The sequence below is a fragment of the Chryseobacterium lathyri genome (genome assembly GCF_003290185.1).
Classification (GTDB): domain Bacteria; phylum Bacteroidota; class Bacteroidia; order Flavobacteriales; family Weeksellaceae; genus Chryseobacterium; species Chryseobacterium lathyri.
The window spans coordinates 156,295-181,352 of the sequence record NZ_QNFY01000001.1 but is presented as its reverse complement, the minus strand read 5'-3'; the positions used below and the strand labels follow the sequence as shown (position 1 = coordinate 181,352).

Here is a 25,058-nt window from a genome sequence, read left to right as displayed (position 1 = left end):
TGACAAGGCTATTGCTCGATATTTTTATAGTAAAAAAGTAATCTAATTGTTCTCCTATGAAAACATACTGGTTGTCTTTTTACACTCAATAACTTCCCTCTTCCATTCTCTATCCTTAACTTGTTTACTTCCCTAAATTCTTCAAAGTCCGGTTCAGACTTCTTACTGTAATTCCCAGGTAAGCAGCCATATCCTCTTTTGAAATCTCAATTTCTTCATGTTTCTGCAGTTCAAGAAGCTGGGACAAAGTATGTTCAGCCGCATACAACTGTTGATAAGAGGCTCTTTTGGATGTATTGACAATACGTTCGGCAAATACGTCCAGCAGCAGATTATTCAGTGAGAGGTCAGTTTTAATCAAAGTCCTGAAATACGGTATAGCTACAGCATACACAGTGACGTCAGTGACTGCTTCAATACTGCAGAGGCAGGAAATATTCCGGATCAGTTCTATTTCCCCGATGATCTCACCTTTTCCCAGAAATTCAACAATATATTCCTTATCGTTTTCTTCAACGAAAAAACATTTGGTAATTCCCTCTTTGATCAGCATTACTTTAGAGGGTTCTTCGTTTTGCGTGAATATTCTATCACCTTTGGAAAAAGATCTTATCACAATATCTTCTTTTCGTTCCTGTTTTTTGTATAGATCTTCCAGATAATTTAAAAATAGCTGATTGGTCCGTAACATATTTTATCCGGGACAAATGTCCTTTTCTGTTTGAATTTTTATATTGAATTTTGTCACGAGAAAAATACAAAAGTAAAATGAATAATCATATAACAACCATCGCTTTTGATGCAGATGATACACTGTGGATCAATGAACCTTATTTTCAGGAAGCAGAAGAAGAATTCTGTGTACTTCTTGAAGATTATCTGCCACAACATTCTGTCTCTCAGGAATTATTTAAAACTGAAATAAAAAATCTTCATCTGTATGGCTACGGGGTAAAAGGATTTATGCTTTGTATGATAGAAACCGTGAGCAGAGTTTCAGACGGTACAGCATCGATGCAGCTGATTGACAGAACTATTGAAATTGGTCAGGAACTCCTGCAGAAACCTATAGAATTACTGGAAGGTGTTACCCAAACATTAGATGCATTAAAAGGAAAATACAGGCTGGTTGTGGCCACAAAAGGAGATCTGTTGGATCAGGAACGAAAGCTTAAAAACTCCGGACTGCAGGACTATTTTCACCATATAGAAATTATGAGTGACAAAAAGGAAAGTGACTATCAAAAGCTGTTGAAACATCTGGACTGTAAACCAGAGCAATTTTTAATGCTCGGGAATTCTATAAAATCAGATGTTCTTCCAGTACTGGAGATCGGAGGCTTTGCAGCACACATTCCTTATCATGTGACCTGGAGCCATGAGCAGCATGAACATCATCTGGAACATGATAACTTCATGGAACTGACAAGTATTGATGAAGTACTGAAGTATTTATAAAAAAAAAGCCCGCTCTAAATAATGAACGGGCTTTTTATTTAACTATTTTATTTTTTCAGACACTTCTCAAGGAACTGATCCTGTTCCCATAAAAGGTGTAGAATATTCTCTTTAGCCACATAACCATGTGCTTCTTTTGGAAGAAGGACCATTTTTACAGGAGCTCCCAAATTTTTCAGAGCCTGGAAATATCTTTCCGTCTGCAAAGTAAAGGTTCCCGGGTTATTGTCGGCATCACCATGAATTAAAAGCATTGGTGTTTTCATTTTATCAGCATTCATGAATGGCGACATTGTGTTATAAATTTCCGGAACATCCCAGTAATTTCTCTGCTCGCTCTGGAATCCAAACGGAGTCAGCGTTCTGTTATAAGCTCCACTTCTTGCAATACCACAGGCATAGTCCTTAGAATGGGTTAAAAGATTAGCCGTCATAAATGCACCATATGAATGACCTCCAACAGCAACTTTAGTTCTATCAATATAGCCTAACTTGTCTACAGCATCTATAGCTGCTCTTCCATTTGCTACCAACTGTGGAATGAAAGTATCATTTGGTTCCGTCTTACCTTCTCCAATAATCGGGAAAGCAGCATCATCCAGTACAGCATAGCCTTTTGTAGTCCAATACACGAAAGATCCGTAATATGGAAACGTAAAGTCATTCGGGTTCTGGGTATTCTGCCCTGCTGTATTTTTATCCTTGTATTCAGTAGGATAAGCCCAGATCAGTAAAGGAAGTTTTTCTTTTTTAGCTTTTCTGTCGTAATTGGCAGGCAAGTATAGGGTTCCCGTTAAAGTAACACCGTCATTTCTTTTGTATGTAATTACCTCTTTATAAACGTCTTTAATACTTTCAAAAGGATTTGCAAATTGAGTTACTGCTTCTGCTTTATTGGTTTTAATATTCTTTTTAAAATAATTCGGGTACAGGCTTGGGGACTGCTGGGTTGTCAGAATTTCACCTTTTGAAGGATTAAGGATATCTATGATCTCTTCCTTGCCATTCTTAACGTTAGATGTATATAATCTTTTCTTTTTTAGCGACTTTACATCCATTTCATCGATGAAAGGATGCTGTCCGTCTTTGGTAAATCCGTCTCCTATCAGATAGGTTTTTCCTCCTTTCATATCAATAACATATCTCCCGTATTGATTTTTTGTAGTACTAAAGTTCCCAGGATCACTGTAAACATCCTGGTAATTTCTGTCATCAATCACTTTTGATTCGCCGTTATTAAGATCCACAAGGAAAGATTTTGTATTTCTTGTATCATACCAGCCTTCAGAAACTATCGCATAGTGATCGTTGGTCCAGCTTACGCCTTCATATCTCTGTTTTGTTTTAAAGAATGATTTTGGAGCAGTAGTAAAAGGTGCTTCCCATGTAAAGATCTCATCCCTGTACTCTGCAGATTTAGACTGGTCACCTCCATCCAATGCTTCAGCAAATACTAAAGTTGCCGGTGCATCATTTCTCCAGCCCATACTTCTTTTTCCTGTTCTTACAGACGAAAATCCTTTTGGCATTATTTCGTTCAAAGGAACATCATTTACTATTTTTACTGCATTTCCTTTCATATCATACACCGTAGTTGTCATTGGAAACCTGCTCAAAGGGACAATGTATGAAAAAGGTTTTTTGATCACCGTAGCCATCAAATAATTTCCGTCCGGAGAAAAGCTTAAACCGGAATACATATCCTGGTCTTTTACTTTTTTAAGGGTTCCATTCAGGTCTACACTATAAATTTCTGAAGCGGTAAGAACCTCAAAGTTTTTTTCATCCTGAGGATTTTTTAAAAGATCCTGATAGGTTCTGTTTTGCGACACTTTACCGTCAGCTGTAGAAACGATAGGTCCGGTTGGAAGATCTTTGCTGGCATCTATCAGAGCTGGTCTGTTCTGGGGAAGGGTCCTGATCAGAAGACTTTTGGAATCATTGTACCATGTATAGGGCGTTCCTAAGTTAGCATTAAGATTATCACCAGTAATTTTTTTGGCAGTAGCAGTTTCCATATCTACGGACCAAAGCTCAACTCCCTTATTGGTTGTGTTGGTAAATGCCAGTGTTTTTTCGTCCGGCGAAAATGAAATATAAGTGATTTTAGCATTGGAAGGTAGGTTCTTCACCTGAACCTCGCTTTTATCATTAATCTTTCTGATCTTCAGATTATCGGAGTAAGTGACACTGCTTGAAATATTAGTAACCGGATTAATTCTTAAACCGGCAAGTTTCATTTCCTGCTGATTAAGGTCTTCCAGTGTTTTATAGGTCGGACGGTAAGTGAAAACCACCCAGTCTTTTTTGCTGTTCATCAGGACGCTTGGCGGTCTTTCATAATCTGCAAGCTTTAGAATTTCAGCAGATGGTTTTTGATAAGTAATATTCTCCTGTGCATCATAGAAATTGAGAAATGCCAGAAGGCAAATGGTCAGTTTTATCTTCATATAAATTCGTTTTCCACGAAATTAGTGATTTTTAGGATACAACTAATTGCTTTATGAGAAACATATTACTGGAAGTAACAAACAGTTCCATTGACATCAAAATAAAAAAGAGCACTATTTCTAATGCTCTTTTATCTTTTATCTGAACCGGGCTACCAATCCGAAGCTCTTTTTCTTTTTTCTATCATATGATCTACCGATACTTTTCCTGCACCAAAAACCATGAGAAGCAGATAAACAGACAAATAGATCAGACTCATTTCTTTTTTCTCAAAAGGATCTCCTCCATGAACTACAAAAGCAGCAATGACCATTGTAAAGATCAGAAATCCTAAAGAAATCCTTGTAAAAAGACCTAATATAAGAAGTATTGAACAAACAAATTCAGCAATAACCGCAAGAACCAGGGTCACTGTAGGGCCTAACCCTATAAAGTCGAAAAATTCAATTTTGCCGCCTTCAAGCAGCATCTGAAGTTTCGGAAACCCGTGAGAAAGCATGGCAAAACCAACAAATACTCTTACTACTAATAAAATAATATCTTTAGGTACTGAGCTGGAATTTGAGTTAAAATAGTTCATTTACTAAAAATTTAGATTAAAGTTAATAAAAATCTTTTAATAGAACGGAATTCCGGGCATTTTTAGTTTATCTGTATCCGAAATTTTTCAAATCCCTGTCGTTTTTACGCCAGTCCTTTTTCACTTTTACAAAAAGATTCAGGTGAATTTTCTTGGAAAAGAATTTTTCCAGATCCAATCTGGCTTCAGTTCCTACTTTTTTGATAGCTTCTCCCTTATGCCCAATGATAATTCCTTTCTGGGTATCTCTTTCCACATAAATAATAGAATCGATGAAAATAATGCCTTCTTTTTCTTTAAACTGCTCGGTCACTACTTCTACAGAATAAGGAATTTCTTTCTCATAGTTTAAAAGGATTTTTTCACGGATCGCCTCGTTGACAAAAAATCTTTCCGGCTTATCGGTGTACTGCTCTTTGTCATAATATGGAGGGTTTTCCGGCAACAGAGATCTTAATTTCGGAAGAATGATATCTGTATTGAAGGCATTAAGGGCAGAGATAGGAAGAATCTCAGCTTTAGGAATCCTGTTGTGCCATTCTTCTACCAGTTTTTCAAGTCCTTCCTGGGTAGTCTGGTCTACTTTGTTCAGCAGAAGCAATACCGGAACCGGAATCTTATTAAGTTTATCAATTAAGAATTCTGAAGGTTCGGCCTTATCTGTAACATCTACAATAAACAGAAATACATCGGCATCCTGTAAAGAATCCTTTACAAAATCCATCATTTTTTCCTGAAGACCATACTTGGCGTCTAAAACTCCGGGAGTATCTGAAAATACGATCTGTAAATCATCCTCATTATAAATTCCAAAAATCCTGTGGCGTGTTGTCTGTGCCTTTTGTGTTACGATAGCCAATTTCTCCCCCATTAACTGGTTTAATAAGGTAGATTTTCCCGCATTGGGCTTTCCGACTATATTTACGAATCCTGCTTTGTGCATATAATATTTTTTAGGCTCAAGATTGAACCGGGCTGCAAAGTTAGTGAAAACAAAATTTAATTGGGTTTGGTTTCCATGAAAAGTACGTGCAGCCTTTGAAAAAGTAATATATTTATAGCAAAATTCATCTATGGCTGAAGCAGAAAAACATTTTGCAGAATTAGCGGCAGAAATCCCGGAGGCTCAGCAGGGAAAAATGTTTGGCGCTCTTTGCCTGAAAGCTCCTAATGGTAAAGCATTCTTATTATCAAAAAATGGAAGTATTGCGATAAAACTCAGTGGATCAGTCTTAGAAGAAGCTTTAGGTTTAAATGGAACTTCTATTTTTGAACCTTCTGAAGGGAAAAAGATGAACGGATGGGTTCAGATACCGGCTGAACATCAAAACAAATGGAAAGATTTTGCCCAGTCCGCATTAACAGAAGTTAAGAACATAGAGAAGAAAATTTCAAAAAACAATTAAAATTCATGGATATAGATCAGATCCTTGACCGTATTTATGTTTTGCCAGAAGCTTCTAAAAATGCTTTGAAACAGCACATTCAGGAAGTATCACATCCCAAATATTTCTGCCTTATGGAAGCAGATAAAATTATCCCGCATATCTATTTTATCAGGAAAGGTATTGTACGTGCTTATGCTTCTACTGCTGAGAATGATATTACATTCTGGTTCGGAAGCGAAGGAGAAACGATAGTTTCCATGAAAAGTTATGTAGAAGACAGACCCGGCTATGAAAGTATTGAGCTTCTGGAAGACTGTGATCTGTACATTCTGGAAACGGAAAGTCTGAGAAAACTTTTTAATGAAGATATCCACATCGCTAACTGGGGAAGGAAATTTGCAGAAAAGGAACTTATGAAAACGGAAGAACTGATTATTTCAAGACAGTTTAAAACCTCCCTGGAACGTTATAAAGATCTGATGACGAATAAATCCGATCTTTTAAAAAGAGTTCAACTGGGACATATTGCCTCTTATCTTGGCATTACACAGGTAAGTCTGAGCAGGATCCGGGCAGAAATAAAATAAGAAGGCTGGAAGCTGGAAGCGGGAGGCTGGAAGTTACTATTAGTCATTCATTTTTAACAGCTTCTTTAAAAACAAATAAATTTGCACTGCAGTTGTTCTTTTAGATTTAATAACTTCCCTCTTCGAGCGTCCGACTTCCCGACAAATAAATCCTTTTTTAACAAATGTAAAATTGTTTCTACTTTCAAATGCGGAAATTTGCAGGAGAGAAAATTTAAAAAAATGAATTGGATTATTTTAATCATCGCCGGATTGTTTGAGGTTGCTTTTGCATCTTGTTTGGGTAAAGCCAAAGAAACTTCCGGATCTGAGATGTACTATTGGTATGCCGGTTTTCTGGTGACTATGACAATCAGTATGGTACTGCTGATCAAAGCTACGCAAACGCTTCCAATTGGGACAGCTTATGCAGTATGGACAGGGATAGGAGCCGTAGGAACAGCGCTGATGGGAATTTTCTTTTTTAAAGATCCTGTGAGCTTTTGGAGGGTATTTTTTATCGTAACTTTAATTGGTTCTGTAGTAGGACTGAAATCTGTTTCTCACTAAGATCGAAAAACAACTTCTATCTATATTTAAATAAACCCGTCTTCAACATGAGGACGGGTTTATTATAATCATTTTTTGAAAACTACAGGCAAGATCTCATTTTGTCTCAGCCCGTATTTTTTGATTTCTTCTTCTGAAAAATTCTGGGAATAGAAATTGGGTTCAGTTTCAAAACCGGCCTTCCTCAAACGGTCGAAATAATCCATTCCGTACCAGCGGACATGGTCGTACTGTCCGAAATGTTTCTGACGTTCTTTCGGATCCTTTATTGAAAAATCTTCATAGGTCTTTTCCATAGAGTTTCTCATGGGAACCTGAAAAATTCCCCAGCCTCCGGGCTTCATTACTCTATACAATTCACTGATCGCCTTTGCATCGTCTTCAATATGTTCCAGGACATGATTACAGAAAACAATATCAAAACTTTCATCAAGAAATGGTAGATCCAGAATATCCGCTTTCACATCTACGATGGGGGAAAAAAGATCTGCAGAAATATAATTCAGATTTTTCATCATCTTGAATTTTCTGAGGAATTCCTGTTCAGGAGCGATATGCAGAACTTTGGCATTTTTAATGAAAAAATCGGTCTCGTTTTGAAGATAGAGCCACATCTGACGGTGTCTTTCCAAACTCAGCGTCCCCGGAGAAAGCGCATTTTCGCGTTGTTTTCCATAGCCGTAAGGAAGGAATTTCCGATAGGATCTTCCGTCGATAGGATCATAGAATTCCTCTCCTTTAAAAAACTGATAAATAAGCGGCCTCGCCCAGATACTCATTTTAATAAGCATTGGACGAGGTATTTTATTGAGTAAAAGTTTAGTTACTTTTTTCATTAAAAATCCAATTGGAAAGGCTTTTCTTCATCACTTACGATACCCAGGGCCTCATAAACATATTTGAATGTGGAAAGCAGCACCGGTTTCCCGTTGATTACTGCTACGTCATGCTCAAAATGGGCAGAAGGCAGGTTATCCAAAGTAGTGACCGTCCAGCCGTCATTATGGAATTTCACCTTTTCCGTTCCTAAGTTCACCATCGGCTCGATGGCAATGGCAAGACCATCTTTGATAACTTTTCCGCTTCCCTGCCTTCCGTAATTCGGAACCTGAGGATCTTCATGCATTTTTCTTCCAAGACCATGTCCTACAAGTTCTTTCACCACCCCATATCCTTCTTTTTCACAGTGTGCCTGGATGGCATGGGAAATATCCCCTATTCTTTTTCCTCTTACGCACTGCTCAATTCCTTTGTAAAGGGATTCTTTGGTTACCTGCAATAGTTTTTTAACCTCAGGTTTCACTTCCCCGATCTCAAATGTATAAGCATGATCTCCTACAAAACCGTTGAGAATAACCCCACAGTCTACAGAAAGAACATCTCCTTCTTTGATAATATCATTATTCGGAAAACCGTGAACAACCTGATCGTTTGGAGAAATACATAAAGAATTCGGGAAACCGCCATATCCTAAAAAAGCAGGTTCTGCCCCATGATCTTTAATGAAATCATGAGCCAGCTTATCAAGATATAAAGTATTGATTCCAGGTTTTATTTCTTTTGCAAGCATTCCCAGTGTTTTTGAAACCAGGTGTGCACTCTCCTTCATCAGGCGGAGCTCCTCTATTGTTTTTAATTGAATCATTTTTATAGATGTTAGATATTAGATGTTAGAAGTTAGAAGTTAGACTACAACTTAATGTATATTTTAAAGTAAGATTAAATGATAGCCTTCCCAACATCTACGGTTTTCTGATAAAGTTCTAAACGAAGCAGCAGCATTAAAAAACTAATTTCTAATCTCTAGCTTCTAACTTCTATTTTAAATTGTTACCAGAAAAGTCCTTTTTTCTTTTCTTTTTTAAGTTTTGAATAGGCCAGAACTTCTTTTCCTTCTACACGGAATTCTATTCTTTCCTGGATAATATTGTAGATTTCTCCCCAACCTGGAAATCCTCCTAAATTCCTGTCATCGATGAACCAGTCTGCATCCAGTTTTCTTGACTGATTTTCAGGATCAAAAACTTCTCCTTCAAAACTGGAATTCACCGCATAAAATTCTACACCATTATTTCTGCAAAATTCTACAGCTTCATCCAAAGTCTTTCCGTGTCTGTATGTCCAGAGAATTAGCCTGTACCCTTCTGCCTGAAGTCTTTTTAATGTTTCGAAAGCAAAGATTTTTGCTTTACCAATTGCCGGATATGCATCATCAACAATAGTTCCGTCGAAATCAACAGCAATTTTCTTGTTATTTAACATTTTGTCTTTTTTTAGCTTTGCAAAGATAAGAAATAAAAAGAGTGCCGAAAACGATGGCACTCTTAAGTTTTATAATTTAATGTTTGTAAAGTTAGCCTTTTACCCACTTAAACTGAAACTGTAAATCCGGAGTTGAAATTCTGTCCGTAATTTTCTGAAGTCTCGCAGGCAGTTTCATCAGGTATTCCTGAGCTTTTTCAGCTTGTTCAGTAAGTCCTTTTACATGCTCTATCTTCCATTCATCCAATAAGTCTTTCATAATATTGATATAATCCTGACCTGTATATACCATACATCTTTGTGCTGCATCTGAGAAATGCCCCCAAAGCTCTCCGGCTTTTTGTCCGGACTGTCTCATCATATGAGCAGGCATTACGATTTTTTTACGCATCATATCTTCAAATGCAAGGATCATTTCTGATGGGTCTATTTCTAAAATTTTAGCAACGAAATGTTTGTATGCTTTTGCGTGTCTGGCTTCATCTGCAGCAATTACACCACACATTTTTGCTAACTTTCCGTTTCCTGATTGTTTTGCCAATGTACCCACTCTTCTGTGCGATATATTGGTAGCCGTTTCCTGAAAGCTTGTATAAACAAAGTTTCTGTATGGATCCATACTTGTCCCTAAATCGAAACCGTCATTAATTAAATATTGAGTGGTCACTTCCAGTTCTCTCATATTCACTCTTCCGCACAGATAAAGGTATTTGCCCAAAAGATCTCCATGTCTGTTTTCTTCACCAGTCCATGCTCTTATCCAGTGGGCCCAGCCCACTTCTTTCTGCTCCTGATCTATTCCGTCCACTCCCATTAACCATGATTCATAAGAAGGCAATGCTTCTTCTGTGATACAGTCGCCAATCAGAGTTACAAACAAATCATAAGGCATTTCACGGGCAAAAGTCTGAATTTCTTCTAAGTCATATTTAAAATCAGCGCTTGACGGATCCGGAAGATAATCGGAAGGCTGCCAGATTTTTTCAATTGGCGTTAAAAATTTATCCAGAAAAGAACCTACTTCCTTTTCCAATATTCCCATTACTTCTTTTCTGACAAGCTTTTGATACATCTTACTATATGGATTTTAATTTACAAAGATATGATTTATTTATTATTTGTCGCATAATAACCTATGCAACTCATACAATGACTGATATAAATCATACAAAAATGCCGCCATCTATACCATAACGGCATTTTTCGGACAATATTATTGAATTTTTAACTAACTAAGATATCTCCTGTCATTACTTCCGGAATCTCTACTCCCATTACTTTTAAGATAGTCGGTGCTACATCTCCAAGTTTCCCAGGTTTTAAATTCCATGTATGGTCTTTATCCATCACAATAAATGGTACAAGGTTCGTAGAATGCTGTGTGTTGGGAGTACCGTCCGGATTGATCATTACATCTGAGTTTCCATGGTCAGCCAGGATAAATACGGCATAGCCATGCTCATAAGCTGCAGTTGCTACTTTCTCAATGCATTTATCTACTGTTTCAGCGGCCTTTACTGCTGCTTCAAAAACTCCGGTATGACCTACCATATCAGTATTGGCAAAATTCAAACAGACAAAATCCGCTGTTCCGTTTTCCAATTCGGGCACAATGGCATTGGTAATGTCATAAGCAGACATTTCCGGCTTAAGATCATAAGTGGGAACATCTTTCGGACTTGGACAAAGCAGTCTTCTTTCTCCGTTGAATTCTTCTTCCCTGCCTCCGGAGAAGAAAAACGTTACGTGAGGGTATTTTTCTGTTTCGGCAATTCTGATCTGTGTTTTACCGTTTCTTTCAAGAATTTCACCCATTGTTTCCTTCAATACTTCTTCATCAAACACAACCTGTACATTCTGATAGGTTTTATCATAATTGGTTAAAGTGATATAATGAAGGTTGAGTTTACGCATAAAGAAATCAGGGAAATCTTTCTGGGTAAGAACTTCTGTAATCTCACGCCCTCTGTCTGTACGGAAATTGAAACAGATGACCACGTCACCATCTATAATTTTGGCTACCGGAACTACGTTTCCTGTTTCTGTTGTTTTAACCAGAATAATAGGCTTTAAGAATTCATCAGTCACATTATTATCATAAGACGACTTAATAGCGGTCAAAGCATCTGTCGTCTGTAGCCCTACTCCTTCTACCATCGCATCGTATGCCAGTTTTACACGTTCCCATCTTTTATCACGGTCCATTGCATAATATCTTCCGATCACCGTTGCCAGCTTGCCTACTGTAACCTCCATATGGTTCTGAAGCTCTTCTATAAACCCAAGTCCTGAATGCGGATCACAGTCTCTTCCGTCTGTAAATGCGTGAACGAAAACATTTTCATGCAGTCCGAACTCCTGGGCAGCAGTTAATAACCCTTTTAAGTGATTGATATGCGAATGTACACCACCATTGGAAACCAATCCGATAAAGTGCAGTTTTTTATTTTCTCTTTTAGCGTAATCGAAAGCATCCTGAATGACCTGCTGTTGTCCCAGTGTTCCGTTCTCAACGGCCATATTCAGTTTTACAAGATTCTGATAGACCACTCTTCCTGCTCCCAAATTCATGTGCCCTACTTCAGAATTCCCCATCTGTCCTGCAGGAAGTCCTACAGCCAGTCCGCTGGCTTCAAGTGTTGTATGTGGAAATTTTTGATAACAGCCGTCTATAAATGGAGTGTTTGCTTTATCTAAGGCAGACACCTCTGGATTTGTTCCCAGTCCCCATCCGTCAAGGATTGCTAATATTGCTTTTTTTGACATTTCGTATAACTTTTTGTTACACAAATTTACCTAATTTCGGATGAATGGACGAATTTGGGAGAGTTATTTCAAAAATATTCAGATATAATGAAGGATTTTTTATGATAATTATATTCGTGTATGATTGTTTTTAATCTCCCGAATATTGAGCAGATAACGCAGAACGCAGATTTTATTTTTTACTAATTAAAACTGCCACATTCCTGTGGCAGTTTTACAAGATTCATAAAAATATTTACATCCGGAATGTCTAAAAAATTTTTACCCCTGGCCAGATTTTGAGGGAATATCATTTGTGAACTTAGAATCTAAACTACATATTGAAGTGCCAGAGGAGTAAAAAAATATATTATAAAAACCGCATTAATCCATTCTAAAAATTAACAGCTCTGTACTTTTAGCTCTTAAGGTACCTCCTAGCCCACTACAGTTTCCGGATTGTCCTCTGCCGAATTTTATTGTCCATGTTCTACCGGCCGGAACAGTTGTTGTATAAGTTACTACACCCCCATGATTGCTTGAACCTCCCTGATTATGAGCAGCCGTAGTATGTATTCTATTATAAGCAGTACCTGCTCCATCCGGGAAGTCAACAAGATAAGAACTGATAGTGCAACCAGCAGCATTATGATCACCTTCATAAACAAATTCCATTTTGTAAGTTCCGGCAGGAAAAGTAATAGTGGAAGTAGTACTATCATAGCTCAGTCCAGTGATTTTATTAGAAAGCATAGTCATTGGAATCACTACGGAACTTGCTGCGCCTTGCCCATTTAAAAAATCGCTCATACTAGTTTCTAACCTAAATACTGCAGGCGCCAACAAAGGCAGACTGGTTTCATCAAGCACTAATTGCCATTTATTAACAGTAGTGTTGAACTTATAAAAATTGTCTTTTTTTACAGGACTAGCTCCTCCCGCATCTACCAGATTATACACTAACAATCCATTAGCGGGATTAGGTATCGTGGTAACATCAGTATTTCCCGTTAATGATACACGGGGAATTAATAATCCCTTATTAGTGGAGACTATATCTAAAATTGAAGAGGGGTTGGGCGTTGTTGTATTTATTCCTACCTGTGAGAATAAACTTACAGAAGATGCCGTCATGGCAATTAAAAATAAAAGTTTTGTTTTCATTGTGTTTTTCTTTTTTGTGAATACTTATTTTAAATTTATTTTATCATTTTTTTACAATCAATCTTTATTCAAGAATAGAATCACAATTCCATTTTCGGGATTATTAATATCTAATGGGGACTGTTTTCAGTTAAAATTTGAGACAAAAGATTCCATAAAACATCTTTCTAAACATTTTTTCTATTCATTAAAAAGTTTTTCAACTATTTCAATGTATCTATAAGTTTGGGTGTATCTGATGCCAGGTTTAAAGGCTATCTGTGTAAGATTTTTTTGCTTTGTTTTTTTTCATTGGATTCATATTAAAAAGTCATCTTTTGCTTGCGGCGGTTGGCTGATAACTCTTACTATTACAACCAAAAATCACGTTGTTACTCAATTAATTTTCCAACTATACTTTTCTCATTTGTGCATCAATTAAATCTTGATACAAATTTGAATTATCCATCCGGTTAATCAAAAAAAACGAATATAACACAGGTACAACATTAGCATAATTAAATGATAATCAATATTATAAAAATACATAATAAAATTATTCTGATTCGTTTTTCTTTTTTCATTAGCAGATATAGAAAAAGAAATCTAACCTTTCATAGGTTTAACAAAAAGAAAGTTTGATTTTTATAAAAAACTATAGCAAAAAAAGATATATAATTCTATTGAAGACATCAATTATTATTAATGTTTTTCATCCAGATATACAGATCTTCTTCTGAAGAAATGTTGAGTCTTTTTCTCAGTCTATTCTTCCTGATCTGTATTGACCGAGGTTGTACGAATGTATAGGCAGCAATGTCTTTGGAAGAAAAGTTCAAAAATAATAAAGCGCAGAATTTTAATTCGCTGTTTTGCAATTGGGGTTCAATTTGTAACAATCTTGGAAAAAAATTAGGATAAACTTCCTGAAATCTTGTCATAAATTCGGGATCGTTTTTTTTAGCGAGTTGAATTACCTGATCGAAAGCAATATTTAACTTTTGAGTCAATACTTTGGTTTCCTGCTCTTTTATATTTAATATTTTATCTTTTTTACGTATTCTATTATTTACTAAGAAAATAATAATAATGGACCCTGTAATTCCTATAAATATAATATAAAGTAAAAGATTGTTTTTATCTTCCAAAGGCTTTTGCTTTTCTTCTACCAGAAGGCCGACGGTATCTTTTAGATTCTCATTCTCTATTGTCTTTAAACTATCGCTAAGAGTATTATACTTAAGCATATATTTTTTTTCATTATCCGTTTGGCCTATTTTTTTGTAGGCCTCGGATATTAAGCCATACAATTCCAATAGTTTTTTTATATTCTTTACTTTTGCAGCAAGCTCTATTGCTTTTTTATAGTCTACAATTGCTAAATCATATTGTTTTTTCTCCCTATTAATTTCCCCTAAAAGTTTAAATGTTCTAAATTCATTATTACCTAGTACAATAGGTACAGATTGAGCTGACTTTACATAAAATTCTGCAGAATCAATTTTATTTTCTTTAAGTTTTGTTTCAGCTAAAATTAATAATGTAATTTTTAAACTTGTATTCAAACCTTGATCCATTTTTCTGGGTTTCGTCACTTCTTCAATAACTCTCTTGCAGTAATAAGTAGCAGAATCATAACTCTTTTTCTCAACATGGTTTTTAGCCATTTCAACCAGAGTCATAACATTTGAGGAATATCTGGTGGAATCTGTTTTAATATTCTTTGCCAGTACTAAATTCTTTCTGAGTTTTTCCAATGCTTCATCATACATTTTAATTCCTTTATAATTCATGCTGTATAATAAATTCATAGAAATTTCTTCATCCTCGTCGTCTAAATTTTTAAACTCAGATTCCATTAATTTTAAATAGTGATTACTTTTATTATATCTGTATTGCATAGAAAAAGCAAGAGCTAAATTATAGCATGCATATATTTTTCCTTTTGGATAATTAATTTGCTTTGAGTCTTCCAGTATTGAAAGATTTAATTTAATCATATTATCTGTTTGACCTTCAAAAAGAAGGGCGTTAGACTTTTCCAGTCTATTATCAATAGCTATTATAGTAATCTTTTGCTGAGCAAATAACAGCCATGGGAAAAAGACAATAAGGTATTTCATCATTTTACAGTGTTTACATGCACAAAACAAATCAATAAAATAAAAATAAATGTGATTTCTCAAAAAAAAAGCACTACATATGCAAATTTAATAATAAAAAACATTCGTTCTTTTATTAATCATTTATTCGTTTGTTTTTAATTGTTTTATTTAAAAGATTAGATTTATCAGAGCAACAATGTTATAGATAAAAAAGGGAAAATAGATTTCGAAAGCTATTACACAGATATAACATTTATTTTTTTTATGATATTTACTCACCTCAAAAAAATTCAAATTTTTCTTATAAAAAGAAATCAAGCACATAATAATCAAAACAATTAATAGGAATACAATAAAAACATTTAAATGTTATATATAGGTATGGCCTGTTTCTTTGCGTCACTAACTACAAAGATGTAACATTGTAAAAATTTTTTGATAAGAATAAGTGGTCCTTAAATCATTATTATTTCCACCAATCAAATTTTAAATAAAGCTTTTATTGAAACACAAGATGATACCAGATCTCAAAGAAATTTATCTCGGACAACTAATCAAACAAAGAGTTTCAGAATGTGACATTTCTGTAACCAGAATAAGTAAGTTTCTTAAATGCAGTGAAGAAGAAGTCAAAAAAATATATGAAAAGAAATCTATAGAAGTTGACGTACTTTTAAAATTAAGTAAGTTACTCGAGTACGATTTTTTCCGGATATATTCTCAACATCTTATTCTATATTCTCCACAAGCATCGATGAAGTATAAATGTAATAAAACACAACTGCCCTCTTTTAGGAAAAATATTTATACAAAGGAAATTGTTGAGTTCATGCTGGATCTTTTAGAGACACGACAAAAATCCAAGACACAAATAATACAGGAATATGGAATTCCTAAAACTACCCTTTACAAATGGATAGCTAAATATCAAAAATGAAAAAAATTATAGAAGCATGATTAATACTCCTAATTATAAAAAGATTTATATCGATATCTTAGATCAAAAGTATCCTCAAAAAATATCTATATGTCAAAGAATATTAAATAAAAAAAAGCTTTCTACTCTGGATATTATTGCATTAAATAAAATAATATTTGGTGAGCAGGACAGGGAATCTATGACTTTTAACCAAAGGCATCGTTCTTACTGTGAGAAAACAATAATAGAAATTCTTGACTATCAAAAGGAATATAACCTTAACAATACTCAAATTGCCTTACATTTTAAAATGAGCCGTAACAGTCTTACAAAGTGGAAGAAAAAATATCTTGTTTAAACAGTAATCTAGCCCATTAAGCCCTTTACTTCCAAAGAACCATTATTCATATATTTTTGATCTCATCGATGGTCTTTTCTAAATTATTATTTAATTTTGCTATATGGATTTAAGAGATCAGTTAAAGAACCTTTTCCCTGAACATGAGGAAAAGGACTTTGAAATGCCTAAAGAAGAATTTAAGCAGCAGGAACCTTTGGTGTGTAAATTTGAGAAAAAAGGCAGAAACGGTAAGCCTGTAACGATTGTTGAAGGCTGGGAAGGGAGTGAGGAAGATTTAAAGAAAATCTCAAAAAAAATAAAAACCACCTTAGGAATAGGCGGTTCAGAGAAAGATGGAACGATCATTATTCAGGGCGATAATCGTGATAAAATAATGAATATCCTTAAAGAAATGGGATATAAAACCAAAAGAGTCGGCGGGTAGATCTAGAAATAGATCTGGGTTTCCGGCATCAGGCTTTTCAATCGTTCAATCTTAGTTTTTTCTATAGGATTTCCTGTCAGGATAAGGGTTTTCAGTTTTTTCAACTGCCCTATTTCTTCGGGAATATCTTTCAGATTATTATTGGCAAGATTCATACTGACAATATTTTTCAGTCCTTTTATTTTAGGGGATATTTCTGTGATATGATTGCTGCTTACGTTCAAAAATTCAAGATTCTGAGCCCTGAACAGGTTTTCCGGCAATTTTACAATAGCATTCTGCTGCAATTCAAGATATTTTAAATATTTAGGGAAAGAAAGATTCCCCAAATCATTAATCTGGTTTTCAGATAAATTCAGAAATTTTAGATTTTTTATTCTGTATAAACGGTCCGCGATGATACTGATCTGGTTTCCCTGAAGGTTAATTTCTTCCAAAGCCGGTATTTCCATCAGGGCTTCGGGAAAAATATTCAGGTTATTGGCATCAAAATGTACTGCTTTTAAATTCTGAAGTTTTGCAACGTTGGGGTTAATGCTTGTCAGGCCGTTGAGATTCATGGAGAATGTGTTCAGCTTTTTCAGGTTTCCAATTTCGTCTGGAATATATTTGATGCTGTTTTCATTCACATTTAAGATCTCCAGCTTCGTTAATGCAAAGATTTCCTGATCCATTTTTTCAAGCTTATTTCCCATGATATTAAGGAAAAATAAGGATTCCAGCTTTGAAATTTGAGGAGGCAGGTTGAAAAGTCCCTTTTCTCTGAAACTCATACTGTAAACCGTTTTTTTACTGGTCAGCGCTTCGTCAATATTGGTAAATGTAGGATATTTCACGGGATCTATCTGTGCCTTTGCAAGACAGAGAGAGAAAACAGAAATCAATAGAACAAGCTTTTTCATAGAGATAAATTTCGGGCGGCGACTTTGCCGCCGCCCGAAATGAGTATTAATAATTTACTTTTTTACTAGCTTCACAGTTTTCTGGAAACCTCCTTCTGCTTCGATATTCAGAACCAGAATGCGGGATCCTTCAAGCTGATGTGTAAAGTCAAGATCCAATGATCTGTTAACTCCGCTGAATTTCTTCGTATAAACGATCTTTCCATCCAAGCTGTATGCTGTTACAGAAATGTCTTTCAATCCTTTTGGTGAGTTGATTTTAACAATTCCTGAAGTAGGATTCGGAGCTACCTCAACGGTATTTTCAGCATTATGACTTTCAACAGTCCCCAATGCACCAGCTGTTCCTAAGTTTTGTTTTAAAGCAATAACAACTGTAGCTGATTTCCCTCTGTAATCAATTGTATTTCCTGTAGCGTCAATATCCGTAGAAATCGTAGAATCAGGATGCTGAATCGAGAAGAAACCAAATTTATGATCCGGTGTGAATGTCAGTCCTGTAGGTTCTGATCCTGCAGGCATAGAAGCAAAAAGTCTCACTTTAGGATTAGCCTGTGTATGATCCGGAGCGATTACCCAGATGTAGTTTTTTCCACCATCCTGAAGAACCCAAAGGTTTCCAAGTTCGTCAAAAGTAAGGTTGTCATTTCCATCGCCCCATGCTTCAGATTTCATTCCCTGAGGAGTGTTAAAAGAATATGCTGTAGAAGCACCTCCTGCAAAAGTTTCTACCTGGGAAGCAGTTGCTCCGTTATCCTGCAGACGGTATATTTTATCCAATCCTTTTGCTGTAAAATAAATTTTTCCGTCTAAAGGGCTGATGTCTACATCTTCCACTCCGTTAAATCTTGTTCCTCCTAAAGACTGGGCAAGTGCAGTTGTATTATTCTGATCCGCTTTTATTTTATTTGGAACCTGAACCCATGTAGCTGTAGTTCCCACAGGATCTCCTGAAGTACTTAATCCCTGATCAAGCTTTAATACATAAAGGTTTCCAGAAGAAAGATCATTTGGAGTATCCATTACATATTTATAGACCATATGGGTTCCCCCGTCTTCCCCGTAATAAGCTGTAGTTCCTGCATTATTTACCACTACATTTTCGTGGTTCATAATTCCCATCTGCCAAAGCTTTCCTTTGGATCCGTCTGTATTTTTGGAAATAACCTGAGCCGTAGCGGGATCAATTTCCACTAACCATCCGTAATCTTTGTAGCCATCACTGTTTACGTCATTGGAAGTAACAGATTCTTCGGCAGTAACAACAGTTCCCCAAGGAGTAACTCCACCTGAACAGTTTCTGATCGTCTGAACCAAACTTGGATCGGAGAAACTTACTGCTCTTGATCTTGTCAGCTGCCAAAGTTTTGTGGAAGAATTGTAGTTAACCTCAGCCATCGTAACCCCTCCAGGATTGGTTTCATGGTTTACAGAAAGATATCCGTTCGTGCTGCTTCCTGTCTTGGCAACATAGGCAGTAAAGTCATTCTGACCTCCTACCATTCCACCTCCTTCGGTGTAACTGTCACCTTCTTTTAAGATAAGCTGGTATTTATGTTCAGTCGGAATGATCAGTTTATTGGTTTGTGCCGTAGGAACAATAGAAGTAAAACAGCTGATGTGCGTTCCTGTACATGCAGGAGGTGGCGTGACAGTAGCTGTTGTCTTTAAATAAGCATCAATTCTAAGGTCTGAGCTGGCCCCGGTTCTGTTGTGAAGTTCTACAGAGATCCTGTTGGTTCCGTTTACAAATTGAGCTTTCGGAATAGAAAAGATATTATAAACGCTTTCTGCAGCCCCGTCAATTGTTGTACTGGAAGGTGTATTGAAAGCAATAGCCCCTGTTGGCATATTATCTCTCACTACCTCAACTCCGTTAAGATAAACAACGATTCCGTCGTCTCTCATTACTCCTAATTCCATATTATCTGAAAGGGTTAACAAGTCTACGGTGAAATCTTTAGCAAAATAAGCAGTTGTAAGACCTGAACTGATGGTAGTGGTTACAGGATCTCCATAACCCAGAGGTCCGTTCCCTGCGGTCCATGTTGAAACATCAAATGTCTGATCTTTCCACGAATCTGCCAGAGCCTGGTTGTTATCCTTATAGCTCCAGGACGAGTTCTTGTTGAATAAAAAGGTCTGTGCCTGTGCACTAAAACCAGCCACCATAGCCAGCGCTGCAATTGTAAGTAATTTTCTCTTCATTTTAATTGATTTATTAGACTCTGCAAAGCTATTTTTTTGGCGAGGTACCTCTGTTAATAGGAGTTTAAATATAGACTGGAGAATATTAATTAATTTATAACCCAATGTTAAGGGAATTAAATAATTGTTAAATATTTGAGTTTGAGAGTGGGAGTGCTGGAAGTGTAAAACTCAATAGTAATATTATTCAAAGTTCATCCTTTAGTAAAAGTAGTTACAGATAATAAATCTTATATCCAAATTCATTTAAACCTCAACCCTCCCACTCTCAAACTCTCCAACTCATCTAGCCTTACTAATATCGGTCAGTGAATTCAGGAAAGCAATGACCTGCTTGATCTCTGTTTCTGTAAGTTCCAGTTTATCCGGTGGCAGCGTTTGATTTTTCATCTTTAAACCGAGACCTTCTCCTCCACCTTCGTTATAGAAGTCCATAACTTCTTCCAGAGTATTGAAAGCTCCGTTATGGAAGTAGGGTTTGGTAAGAGCAATATTTCTTACCGTAACGGTTTTGAAAGAGTAATCATAGATCCATGACTTCTCTTTTTTCACAGGGCTGTTGCCTCTTCCAAGATCCTGGTCCAACTGAATAGGAAGCTGATGGATGGGTTTTGTAGTTACCCCTAAAACTTCTGATTCATTTTCATTAAAGAATGGCGGCACAAGACCCGAAAAATGTGGTGCAAAATGACATGTTGCACAGTTGGCCTTTCCCATAAACAGATTATATCCTTTTTTTACATCTTCGGAAACATCTTTTTCATTCCTCATAAAACGATCGAAATCACTGTCAAAAGAATACAGGGATGAAACATAAGAGCTTAAAGCTTTGGAAAAATTTTCTTTATTTATTTTACCATTTTGAAAAGCAGCACGGAAAGCTCTTTTGTACTCAGGCTTTGTTCTCAGTTTTTTGATGATATCTTCATAGCTGGTATTAAACTCATCATCATTGTAGATTACATGTTCTGCCTGTTGCTCAAGGTAAAATGCCCGCAGATCATAGAAAAACCTTTTGGCAAAAACAGCATTGTATAAAGACGGAGAATTTCTCAGAACTGTTTTACCTTCCACATTGCTCTGGGACTTTACTTTAAGGTCCGTAAAAGCATTTTCCTGAAGATGGCAGACCGCACAGCTCATTTTACCGTTTTGACTCAAATTCTGGTCATAGAAAATAGATTTCCCTAAACTGCGAAGCTCATTACTATCTTCAGTAGACTGCAGCAATGTGTAGAAATACGGATCCAGAAAATCACTGCTGAAAAGGTTTTTACTCTTTACATTCCAGCCGGAAAATTCTTTTAGATCATCTGCCCTTCCGTCCCATTTTCCAAATTCTTCATACAGAGGCTGAATGTATTTTTTATAAAACTCAATTCTGTCAAAATTTTCAAAATCTTTATTCACAGCGACATAATTGATTCCTTCATTAAGGATCTTGTTGGCTTTCTGAACATTATAGTTTTTAAAATACACATCGTCATTAATGTATTTTTTTATTCCGGTAAAAGCATGGCCGGCTTCCTCTGAAACATTCAGGGAACCTGGTGTATCAAAGCCTGTAACTCCCAATGTATAAATTCTTATCAGTTCTATCCTTAGTGGCAGCGTTTTGTTGTTTCCGCGGCTTAAACCGTTCTTTATGGTGCTCAGATAAAAGCTTGAATAGGAATTGTACAGAAAATCCGTAATCGTTTTGATCTTCTCTTTTTCATCTCCTGCTTCATCGGAAAAGATCAGCTCATCCAGAACCTGGAGTCCTTCCGGTGGCAGTGTATAGGCAGAAGTTCCCGCAGCTTCTATATGAAACAGCGGAGCGGCATTAAGATGAGTTTTTGTGAACTCCGGATAATGATAGGCGATATAAAATTCGATTTCTTTAAACGAATTTCTTGCCCCCCTTAAGGAATTTCTAAGCTCTTCAAGAGAGATTTGATCCTCTGAGAATTTGTATACGTCTGATTTCAACTGGTCAAGCCTGTTTTTAAAATCCGACAAACCTTTATTGACAAAGGTATTTTCATTTTTTTCTCCCTTATCAATCGGATTAAAAGACATGACAGCAAAACCTATCAACACAATCACAGCTAGCAGCGGATATAATCTCATTAATTTTTAGCGGCAAAAGTACCGTTCCGATGTTATCGCAACTTTAACGGCAGATTAAAAAATGTTTATGTTTTGACCACGTAATTATTATGGAGGGCTAGTTTTAACACAAATTTAAAATCCAGCAGGGCTATTTTAAAAGCGTAAAAATCTACAAACGGCAGTTTCTTATAGAAATATTTTTATTAATTTTAAACCCCGAAATCAAATTCATTATACTTAAGAACGGCTGATTTCTATAGGCCGCTTCAAAAAAGATGACGAAAGATATTGGGAGAGGATTTATAACATCATTTCAGCAAATTAAAAACAAGATATTATTATGAAAACAAAAGTATTATTTGCTTTTGCGGCGAGTTTCCTTTCCATTTGTGCATTTTCACAAAAAAAGAAGGAAATGGCCGTGTACGCAGAGAAAAAAGGCAATGATTATTATCTGGTACGCCTGGAAGAAGGCAAACAAGTTCCAAATGTTTATGTATATTCAAATGGTGTAACAAAACCTTACAAGAACTATACTGACCTCAAGGATATTGTTATGGATTTTCCGGGAATGATGGACTCTAACAATTCAACCAAGGAGGAAATGGTCTCTGTTCTAAAAAAAGGAGATAAGCTCTATGAAATTACAACCCAAAGAAAGGATCCGAAAAACTTTGAAAAAACCATTATTACAGTCTATGAGATTTTCCAGGGACAGAAAAGAATCGTAGAAGAATATGATACGATCTATGATCTTGCCGGATCGCCTTACAAAGAAGCTATATTCACTAATTAAAAAATAAAAAATATAAATTATGCTAAATAAACTTGCTGCCTCAGAACTGGTGCTGAATGACAACGGAAGTGTATACCACTTAAATCTTTTACCTGAAGATATTGCTGATAAGATCATCCTTGTGGGAGATCCGGACAGAGTGGCAAAAGTTTCAAAATATTTTGACAAAGTAGAAATCAAAAAAAACAAAAGGGAGTTCTATACCCATACCGGAACACTTCGCGGAGAAAGAATTACCGTAATGTCTACAGGTATCGGAACAGAGAATATTGATATCGTAATGAACGAGCTTGATGCCCTGGTGAATATCGACCTTAAAAACAAGGAGTTTAAAACTGATCATAAAGCCCTTGAACTTTTCCGTATGGGAACCTGTGGAAGTGTAAATCCGGACGTACAGGTTGATAATATGCTCGTAACCCAAAATGTTGTAGGTCTGGACGGACTGATGCATTTTTATCAAGACTATAGCTTCGAGAATGAGTTTTCCAAAAGTTTCATGGAAAAATTCCCGTATGAGAAGATCAAACCTATGCTTTATTTCTCAGACTGGGCAGAAGAAATGGGAGACTATTATAAAGATGCCAAATACCACGGAAATACGGCTACTTTCCCAGGATTCTACGCTCCTCAGGGAAGACAGCTGCGTTTAAAAGCAGTTGATGATAAGTTCCTGGAAACATTGAATGACCTTGGAGTAACTAACTTTGAAATGGAAACTTCAGCGATCTATGCTCTTTCAAAACTATTAGGTCACAAAGCCATTACAGTGAATAACGTTATTGCCAACAGAAGACGTGGAGAATTTTCTGCAGACCACCATGCTTCTGAAAAGAACCTTATTGATTGGGTACTGGAAAGAATTATCAAGTAAAATAACTCACGTTTTTATCCTTAAAATCAAACCTTATAGGTTTTAAAAATCTATAAGGTTTAGCTTAAATTATAGCAAGATCTGCTTAATTGGCTCAATCTGCAAGCGGTTTTTCTCTCGCAGATTGAACAGATCAAGCAGATTTTTTATTTCATCTAAGTTTTCTTAGAGTAAAGAAGTGTTTAAGTGAAATGCTCTCGGATCCGGATATTTAAATATAAAATCCAATTCTGAAATCAGCTTTGAAGACAGGATTATTTTCCCCTCACCTATTGTCACTGTTTCTTCAGAGGATTTTAAATTTTGCTGAGCATTGATCACCTGGGCTTTCGACGGATGTTCTGGAGCCGTTACATTGTACAGTTTTCCTTCTGATCCTGTTTCGATCATTTTTTTAATTACTCTACAGATATCTTCATAGTGAATATGATTCACCGGTGCTTCCAGGTTTGAGATATTATAATTTTTCAGAAGACGGTTATCTCCCATCAATCCTGCTAATCTCAAGATATTTACCTGTGGATATTTACCTTTGATCATTCGCTCTCCCTGAACATGATCTGAAGAAAGATTTTCTTCTGCATATTCACCAGGAATATCCGGATAGACACCGGTAGAACTCATCACAAATATCTGACCTTTAAAATCGCCGATAAATGAAAATAAATGCTGAACCCTGTTGTATAACGAACTTGCACAGCAGCTTTTACCGGAAATCGGAATAGTGATAATGAGAACATCTATGTCTTTAATCTCAGTCCACGGAATAACCTTTTCTTCCAGCTGAAAATCCGGGAAGCTGGCGACAGAAGTATTAAATCCTTTAGAAGACAGCTCATCAGCTTTGTTTTTTGTAGTGGTGGTGGCATATATTTTATACTGTCCGGACATTGAATCGGCAATCCTTGATCCCAGCCAGCCGCAACCTATAATTCCTATTTTCTTCATAAATTTTCAAGTATATGCATTAAGGATTTAAATCTTCTTCCTTTTAATAAGCAGAACATTGGCAAAATTAAATCAATTTATGCTGTCCGCAATTTTCATTGCATTATATTCTTAAAATCTAAATCAGCCTTTCTTCAGCTGTATTTAATTTGTGCTTTTCTTTCCGTACAGCTCAAGCATCTATAGGTTCTTTTTTTGTCTCATTTTGAGCCTAACAACTGTTAGTAGTAAAACTACGACAAAAAGAAAAATAGCCTTTCATTT

At 36.1% G+C, this 25,058-nt stretch carries 24 protein-coding genes; 9 read left to right on the top strand and 15 right to left on the bottom strand.

Going from position 1 to position 25,058, the window contains the following annotated elements; all coding sequences use genetic code 11:
- Positions 1 to 124 precede the first annotated feature (124 nt).
- Positions 125 to 691, bottom strand: a complete 567-nt coding sequence (locus DRF61_RS00755; protein WP_111953073.1) for a Crp/Fnr family transcriptional regulator — start codon at positions 689 to 691, stop codon at positions 125 to 127.
- A 77-nt stretch (positions 692 to 768) separates the two neighbouring features.
- Here DRF61_RS00755 and DRF61_RS00750 point away from each other — a divergent pair, with 77 nt between their 5' ends.
- Positions 769 to 1,458 carry an HAD family hydrolase gene (locus tag DRF61_RS00750; protein ID WP_111953071.1) on the top strand — a complete coding sequence of 230 codons (690 nt, stop codon included), beginning with the start codon at positions 769 to 771 and terminating at the stop codon, positions 1,456 to 1,458.
- 47 nt (positions 1,459 to 1,505) lie between these two features.
- On the opposite strand, the gene DRF61_RS00745 is transcribed toward DRF61_RS00750, so the two are convergent.
- The 3 genes from DRF61_RS00745 to era form a co-directional block, all read right to left on the bottom strand.
- Positions 1,506 to 3,908 carry an alpha/beta hydrolase family protein gene (locus tag DRF61_RS00745; RefSeq protein WP_111953069.1) on the bottom strand — a complete coding sequence of 801 codons (2,403 nt, stop codon included), beginning with the start codon at positions 3,906 to 3,908 and terminating at the stop codon, positions 1,506 to 1,508.
- Between the two features lie 152 nt (positions 3,909 to 4,060).
- Positions 4,061 to 4,489, bottom strand: a complete 429-nt coding sequence (locus DRF61_RS00740; protein WP_111953067.1) for a DoxX family protein — start codon at positions 4,487 to 4,489, stop codon at positions 4,061 to 4,063.
- 67 nt (positions 4,490 to 4,556) lie between these two features.
- Positions 4,557 to 5,432, bottom strand: coding sequence for a GTPase Era (gene era / locus DRF61_RS00735; protein ID WP_111953065.1), 876 nt, complete (start codon positions 5,430 to 5,432; stop codon positions 4,557 to 4,559).
- Positions 5,433 to 5,562: 130 nt separating this feature from the next.
- Here era and DRF61_RS00730 point away from each other — a divergent pair, with 130 nt between their 5' ends.
- The 3 genes from DRF61_RS00730 (at position 5,563) to DRF61_RS00720 (ending at position 7,013) form a co-directional block, all read left to right on the top strand.
- Entirely contained in the window at positions 5,563 to 5,895 is a 333-nt protein-coding gene (locus tag DRF61_RS00730; protein WP_111953063.1) for a hypothetical protein, read from the top strand.
- Between the two features lie 5 nt (positions 5,896 to 5,900).
- Positions 5,901 to 6,464: a Crp/Fnr family transcriptional regulator gene (locus DRF61_RS00725; protein WP_111953061.1), complete on the top strand. Its 564-nt coding sequence runs from the start codon at positions 5,901 to 5,903 to the stop codon at positions 6,462 to 6,464.
- Between the two features lie 222 nt (positions 6,465 to 6,686).
- Positions 6,687 to 7,013 carry a DMT family transporter gene (locus DRF61_RS00720; RefSeq protein WP_111953059.1) on the top strand — a complete coding sequence of 109 codons (327 nt, stop codon included), beginning with the start codon at positions 6,687 to 6,689 and terminating at the stop codon, positions 7,011 to 7,013.
- A 68-nt stretch (positions 7,014 to 7,081) separates the two neighbouring features.
- Here the strand turns inward: DRF61_RS00720 and DRF61_RS00715 are convergent, their stop codons facing one another.
- The 7 genes from DRF61_RS00715 to DRF61_RS00685 form a co-directional block, all read right to left on the bottom strand.
- On the bottom strand, positions 7,082 to 7,849 hold the full coding sequence (locus DRF61_RS00715) for a class I SAM-dependent methyltransferase (protein WP_111953057.1): 768 nt from the start codon (positions 7,847 to 7,849) through the stop codon (positions 7,082 to 7,084).
- A complete protein-coding gene (gene map / locus DRF61_RS00710) occupies positions 7,849 to 8,658 on the bottom strand; it encodes a type I methionyl aminopeptidase (protein ID WP_111953055.1) in 810 nt (269 codons plus the stop codon). Before map ends, DRF61_RS00715 begins: the two co-directional genes overlap by 1 nt.
- Positions 8,659 to 8,843: 185 nt before the next feature.
- Entirely contained in the window at positions 8,844 to 9,275 is a 432-nt protein-coding gene (locus tag DRF61_RS00705; protein WP_111953053.1) for a BT0820 family HAD-type phosphatase, read from the bottom strand.
- Positions 9,276 to 9,366: 91 nt separating this feature from the next.
- Positions 9,367 to 10,347: an acyl-ACP desaturase gene (locus DRF61_RS00700; RefSeq protein WP_111953051.1), complete on the bottom strand. Its 981-nt coding sequence runs from the start codon at positions 10,345 to 10,347 to the stop codon at positions 9,367 to 9,369.
- 152 nt (positions 10,348 to 10,499) lie between these two features.
- Positions 10,500 to 12,041: a 2,3-bisphosphoglycerate-independent phosphoglycerate mutase gene (gene gpmI, locus DRF61_RS00695; protein ID WP_111953049.1), complete on the bottom strand. Its 1,542-nt coding sequence runs from the start codon at positions 12,039 to 12,041 to the stop codon at positions 10,500 to 10,502.
- Between the two features lie 363 nt (positions 12,042 to 12,404).
- Positions 12,405 to 13,154: a hypothetical protein gene (locus DRF61_RS00690; protein ID WP_146896916.1), complete on the bottom strand. Its 750-nt coding sequence runs from the start codon at positions 13,152 to 13,154 to the stop codon at positions 12,405 to 12,407.
- 701 nt (positions 13,155 to 13,855) lie between these two features.
- Entirely contained in the window at positions 13,856 to 15,289 is a 1,434-nt protein-coding gene (locus DRF61_RS00685; RefSeq protein ID WP_111953045.1) for a tetratricopeptide repeat protein, read from the bottom strand.
- A 493-nt stretch (positions 15,290 to 15,782) separates the two neighbouring features.
- On the opposite strand from DRF61_RS00685, the gene DRF61_RS00680 reads away from it, so the two are divergent.
- The 3 genes from DRF61_RS00680 (at position 15,783) to DRF61_RS00670 (ending at position 16,972) form a co-directional block, all read left to right on the top strand.
- Positions 15,783 to 16,205, top strand: coding sequence for a transposase (locus DRF61_RS00680; RefSeq protein WP_111953043.1), 423 nt, complete (start codon positions 15,783 to 15,785; stop codon positions 16,203 to 16,205).
- Between the two features lie 16 nt (positions 16,206 to 16,221).
- A complete protein-coding gene (locus tag DRF61_RS00675) occupies positions 16,222 to 16,545 on the top strand; it encodes a helix-turn-helix domain-containing protein (RefSeq protein ID WP_111953041.1) in 324 nt (107 codons plus the stop codon).
- A 103-nt stretch (positions 16,546 to 16,648) separates the two neighbouring features.
- The gene (locus DRF61_RS00670; RefSeq protein WP_111953039.1) at positions 16,649 to 16,972 is read left to right on the top strand and encodes a translation initiation factor; all 324 of its coding nucleotides are present in this window, start codon (positions 16,649 to 16,651) and stop codon (positions 16,970 to 16,972) included.
- Positions 16,973 to 16,974: 2 nt separating this feature from the next.
- On the opposite strand, the gene DRF61_RS00665 is transcribed toward DRF61_RS00670, so the two are convergent.
- The 3 genes from DRF61_RS00665 to DRF61_RS00655 form a co-directional block, all read right to left on the bottom strand.
- Positions 16,975 to 17,874, bottom strand: a complete 900-nt coding sequence (locus DRF61_RS00665; protein ID WP_111953037.1) for a leucine-rich repeat domain-containing protein — start codon at positions 17,872 to 17,874, stop codon at positions 16,975 to 16,977.
- A 54-nt stretch (positions 17,875 to 17,928) separates the two neighbouring features.
- The gene (locus DRF61_RS00660) at positions 17,929 to 20,082 is read right to left on the bottom strand and encodes an alkaline phosphatase PhoX (protein ID WP_111953036.1); all 2,154 of its coding nucleotides are present in this window, start codon (positions 20,080 to 20,082) and stop codon (positions 17,929 to 17,931) included.
- Between the two features lie 282 nt (positions 20,083 to 20,364).
- Positions 20,365 to 22,194: a cytochrome-c peroxidase gene (locus tag DRF61_RS00655; protein WP_111953034.1), complete on the bottom strand. Its 1,830-nt coding sequence runs from the start codon at positions 22,192 to 22,194 to the stop codon at positions 20,365 to 20,367.
- Positions 22,195 to 22,516: 322 nt separating this feature from the next.
- Here DRF61_RS00655 and DRF61_RS00650 point away from each other — a divergent pair, with 322 nt between their 5' ends.
- Both DRF61_RS00650 and DRF61_RS00645 read left to right on the top strand, forming a co-directional pair.
- Complete coding sequence (locus tag DRF61_RS00650; RefSeq protein WP_111953032.1) at positions 22,517 to 22,972, top strand: hypothetical protein; 456 nt, start codon at positions 22,517 to 22,519, stop codon at positions 22,970 to 22,972.
- A 19-nt stretch (positions 22,973 to 22,991) separates the two neighbouring features.
- Positions 22,992 to 23,846: a nucleoside phosphorylase gene (locus DRF61_RS00645; protein ID WP_111953030.1), complete on the top strand. Its 855-nt coding sequence runs from the start codon at positions 22,992 to 22,994 to the stop codon at positions 23,844 to 23,846.
- Between the two features lie 165 nt (positions 23,847 to 24,011).
- On the opposite strand, the gene DRF61_RS00640 is transcribed toward DRF61_RS00645, so the two are convergent.
- Positions 24,012 to 24,794 carry a Rossmann-fold NAD(P)-binding domain-containing protein gene (locus DRF61_RS00640; RefSeq protein WP_111953028.1) on the bottom strand — a complete coding sequence of 261 codons (783 nt, stop codon included), beginning with the start codon at positions 24,792 to 24,794 and terminating at the stop codon, positions 24,012 to 24,014.
- Between the last annotated feature and the right edge of the window lie 264 nt (positions 24,795 to 25,058).

What these genes read in the sequence shown, in the direction of transcription:
- DRF61_RS00755 (WP_111953073.1), bottom strand. Translation starts at nt 691, where the DNA reads ATGTTACGGACCAATCAGCTATTTTTAAATTATCTGGAAGATCTATAC.
- DRF61_RS00750 (WP_111953071.1), top strand. Translation starts at nt 769, where the DNA reads ATGAATAATCATATAACAACCATCGCTTTTGATGCAGATGATACACTG.
- DRF61_RS00745 (WP_111953069.1), bottom strand. Translation starts at nt 3,908, where the DNA reads ATGAAGATAAAACTGACCATTTGCCTTCTGGCATTTCTCAATTTCTAT.
- DRF61_RS00740 (WP_111953067.1), bottom strand. Translation starts at nt 4,489, where the DNA reads ATGAACTATTTTAACTCAAATTCCAGCTCAGTACCTAAAGATATTATT.
- era (WP_111953065.1), bottom strand. Translation starts at nt 5,432, where the DNA reads ATGCACAAAGCAGGATTCGTAAATATAGTCGGAAAGCCCAATGCGGGA.
- DRF61_RS00730 (WP_111953063.1), top strand. Translation starts at nt 5,563, where the DNA reads ATGGCTGAAGCAGAAAAACATTTTGCAGAATTAGCGGCAGAAATCCCG.
- DRF61_RS00725 (WP_111953061.1), top strand. Translation starts at nt 5,901, where the DNA reads ATGGATATAGATCAGATCCTTGACCGTATTTATGTTTTGCCAGAAGCT.
- DRF61_RS00720 (WP_111953059.1), top strand. Translation starts at nt 6,687, where the DNA reads ATGAATTGGATTATTTTAATCATCGCCGGATTGTTTGAGGTTGCTTTT.
- DRF61_RS00715 (WP_111953057.1), bottom strand. Translation starts at nt 7,849, where the DNA reads ATGAAAAAAGTAACTAAACTTTTACTCAATAAAATACCTCGTCCAATG.
- map (WP_111953055.1), bottom strand. Translation starts at nt 8,658, where the DNA reads ATGATTCAATTAAAAACAATAGAGGAGCTCCGCCTGATGAAGGAGAGT.
- DRF61_RS00705 (WP_111953053.1), bottom strand. Translation starts at nt 9,275, where the DNA reads ATGTTAAATAACAAGAAAATTGCTGTTGATTTCGACGGAACTATTGTT.
- DRF61_RS00700 (WP_111953051.1), bottom strand. Translation starts at nt 10,347, where the DNA reads ATGTATCAAAAGCTTGTCAGAAAAGAAGTAATGGGAATATTGGAAAAG.
- gpmI (WP_111953049.1), bottom strand. Translation starts at nt 12,041, where the DNA reads ATGTCAAAAAAAGCAATATTAGCAATCCTTGACGGATGGGGACTGGGA.
- DRF61_RS00690 (WP_146896916.1), bottom strand. Translation starts at nt 13,154, where the DNA reads ATGACGGCATCTTCTGTAAGTTTATTCTCACAGGTAGGAATAAATACA.
- DRF61_RS00685 (WP_111953045.1), bottom strand. Translation starts at nt 15,289, where the DNA reads ATGATGAAATACCTTATTGTCTTTTTCCCATGGCTGTTATTTGCTCAG.
- DRF61_RS00680 (WP_111953043.1), top strand. Translation starts at nt 15,783, where the DNA reads ATGATACCAGATCTCAAAGAAATTTATCTCGGACAACTAATCAAACAA.
- DRF61_RS00675 (WP_111953041.1), top strand. Translation starts at nt 16,222, where the DNA reads ATGATTAATACTCCTAATTATAAAAAGATTTATATCGATATCTTAGAT.
- DRF61_RS00670 (WP_111953039.1), top strand. Translation starts at nt 16,649, where the DNA reads ATGGATTTAAGAGATCAGTTAAAGAACCTTTTCCCTGAACATGAGGAA.
- DRF61_RS00665 (WP_111953037.1), bottom strand. Translation starts at nt 17,874, where the DNA reads ATGAAAAAGCTTGTTCTATTGATTTCTGTTTTCTCTCTCTGTCTTGCA.
- DRF61_RS00660 (WP_111953036.1), bottom strand. Translation starts at nt 20,082, where the DNA reads ATGAAGAGAAAATTACTTACAATTGCAGCGCTGGCTATGGTGGCTGGT.
- DRF61_RS00655 (WP_111953034.1), bottom strand. Translation starts at nt 22,194, where the DNA reads ATGAGATTATATCCGCTGCTAGCTGTGATTGTGTTGATAGGTTTTGCT.
- DRF61_RS00650 (WP_111953032.1), top strand. Translation starts at nt 22,517, where the DNA reads ATGAAAACAAAAGTATTATTTGCTTTTGCGGCGAGTTTCCTTTCCATT.
- DRF61_RS00645 (WP_111953030.1), top strand. Translation starts at nt 22,992, where the DNA reads ATGCTAAATAAACTTGCTGCCTCAGAACTGGTGCTGAATGACAACGGA.
- DRF61_RS00640 (WP_111953028.1), bottom strand. Translation starts at nt 24,794, where the DNA reads ATGAAGAAAATAGGAATTATAGGTTGCGGCTGGCTGGGATCAAGGATT.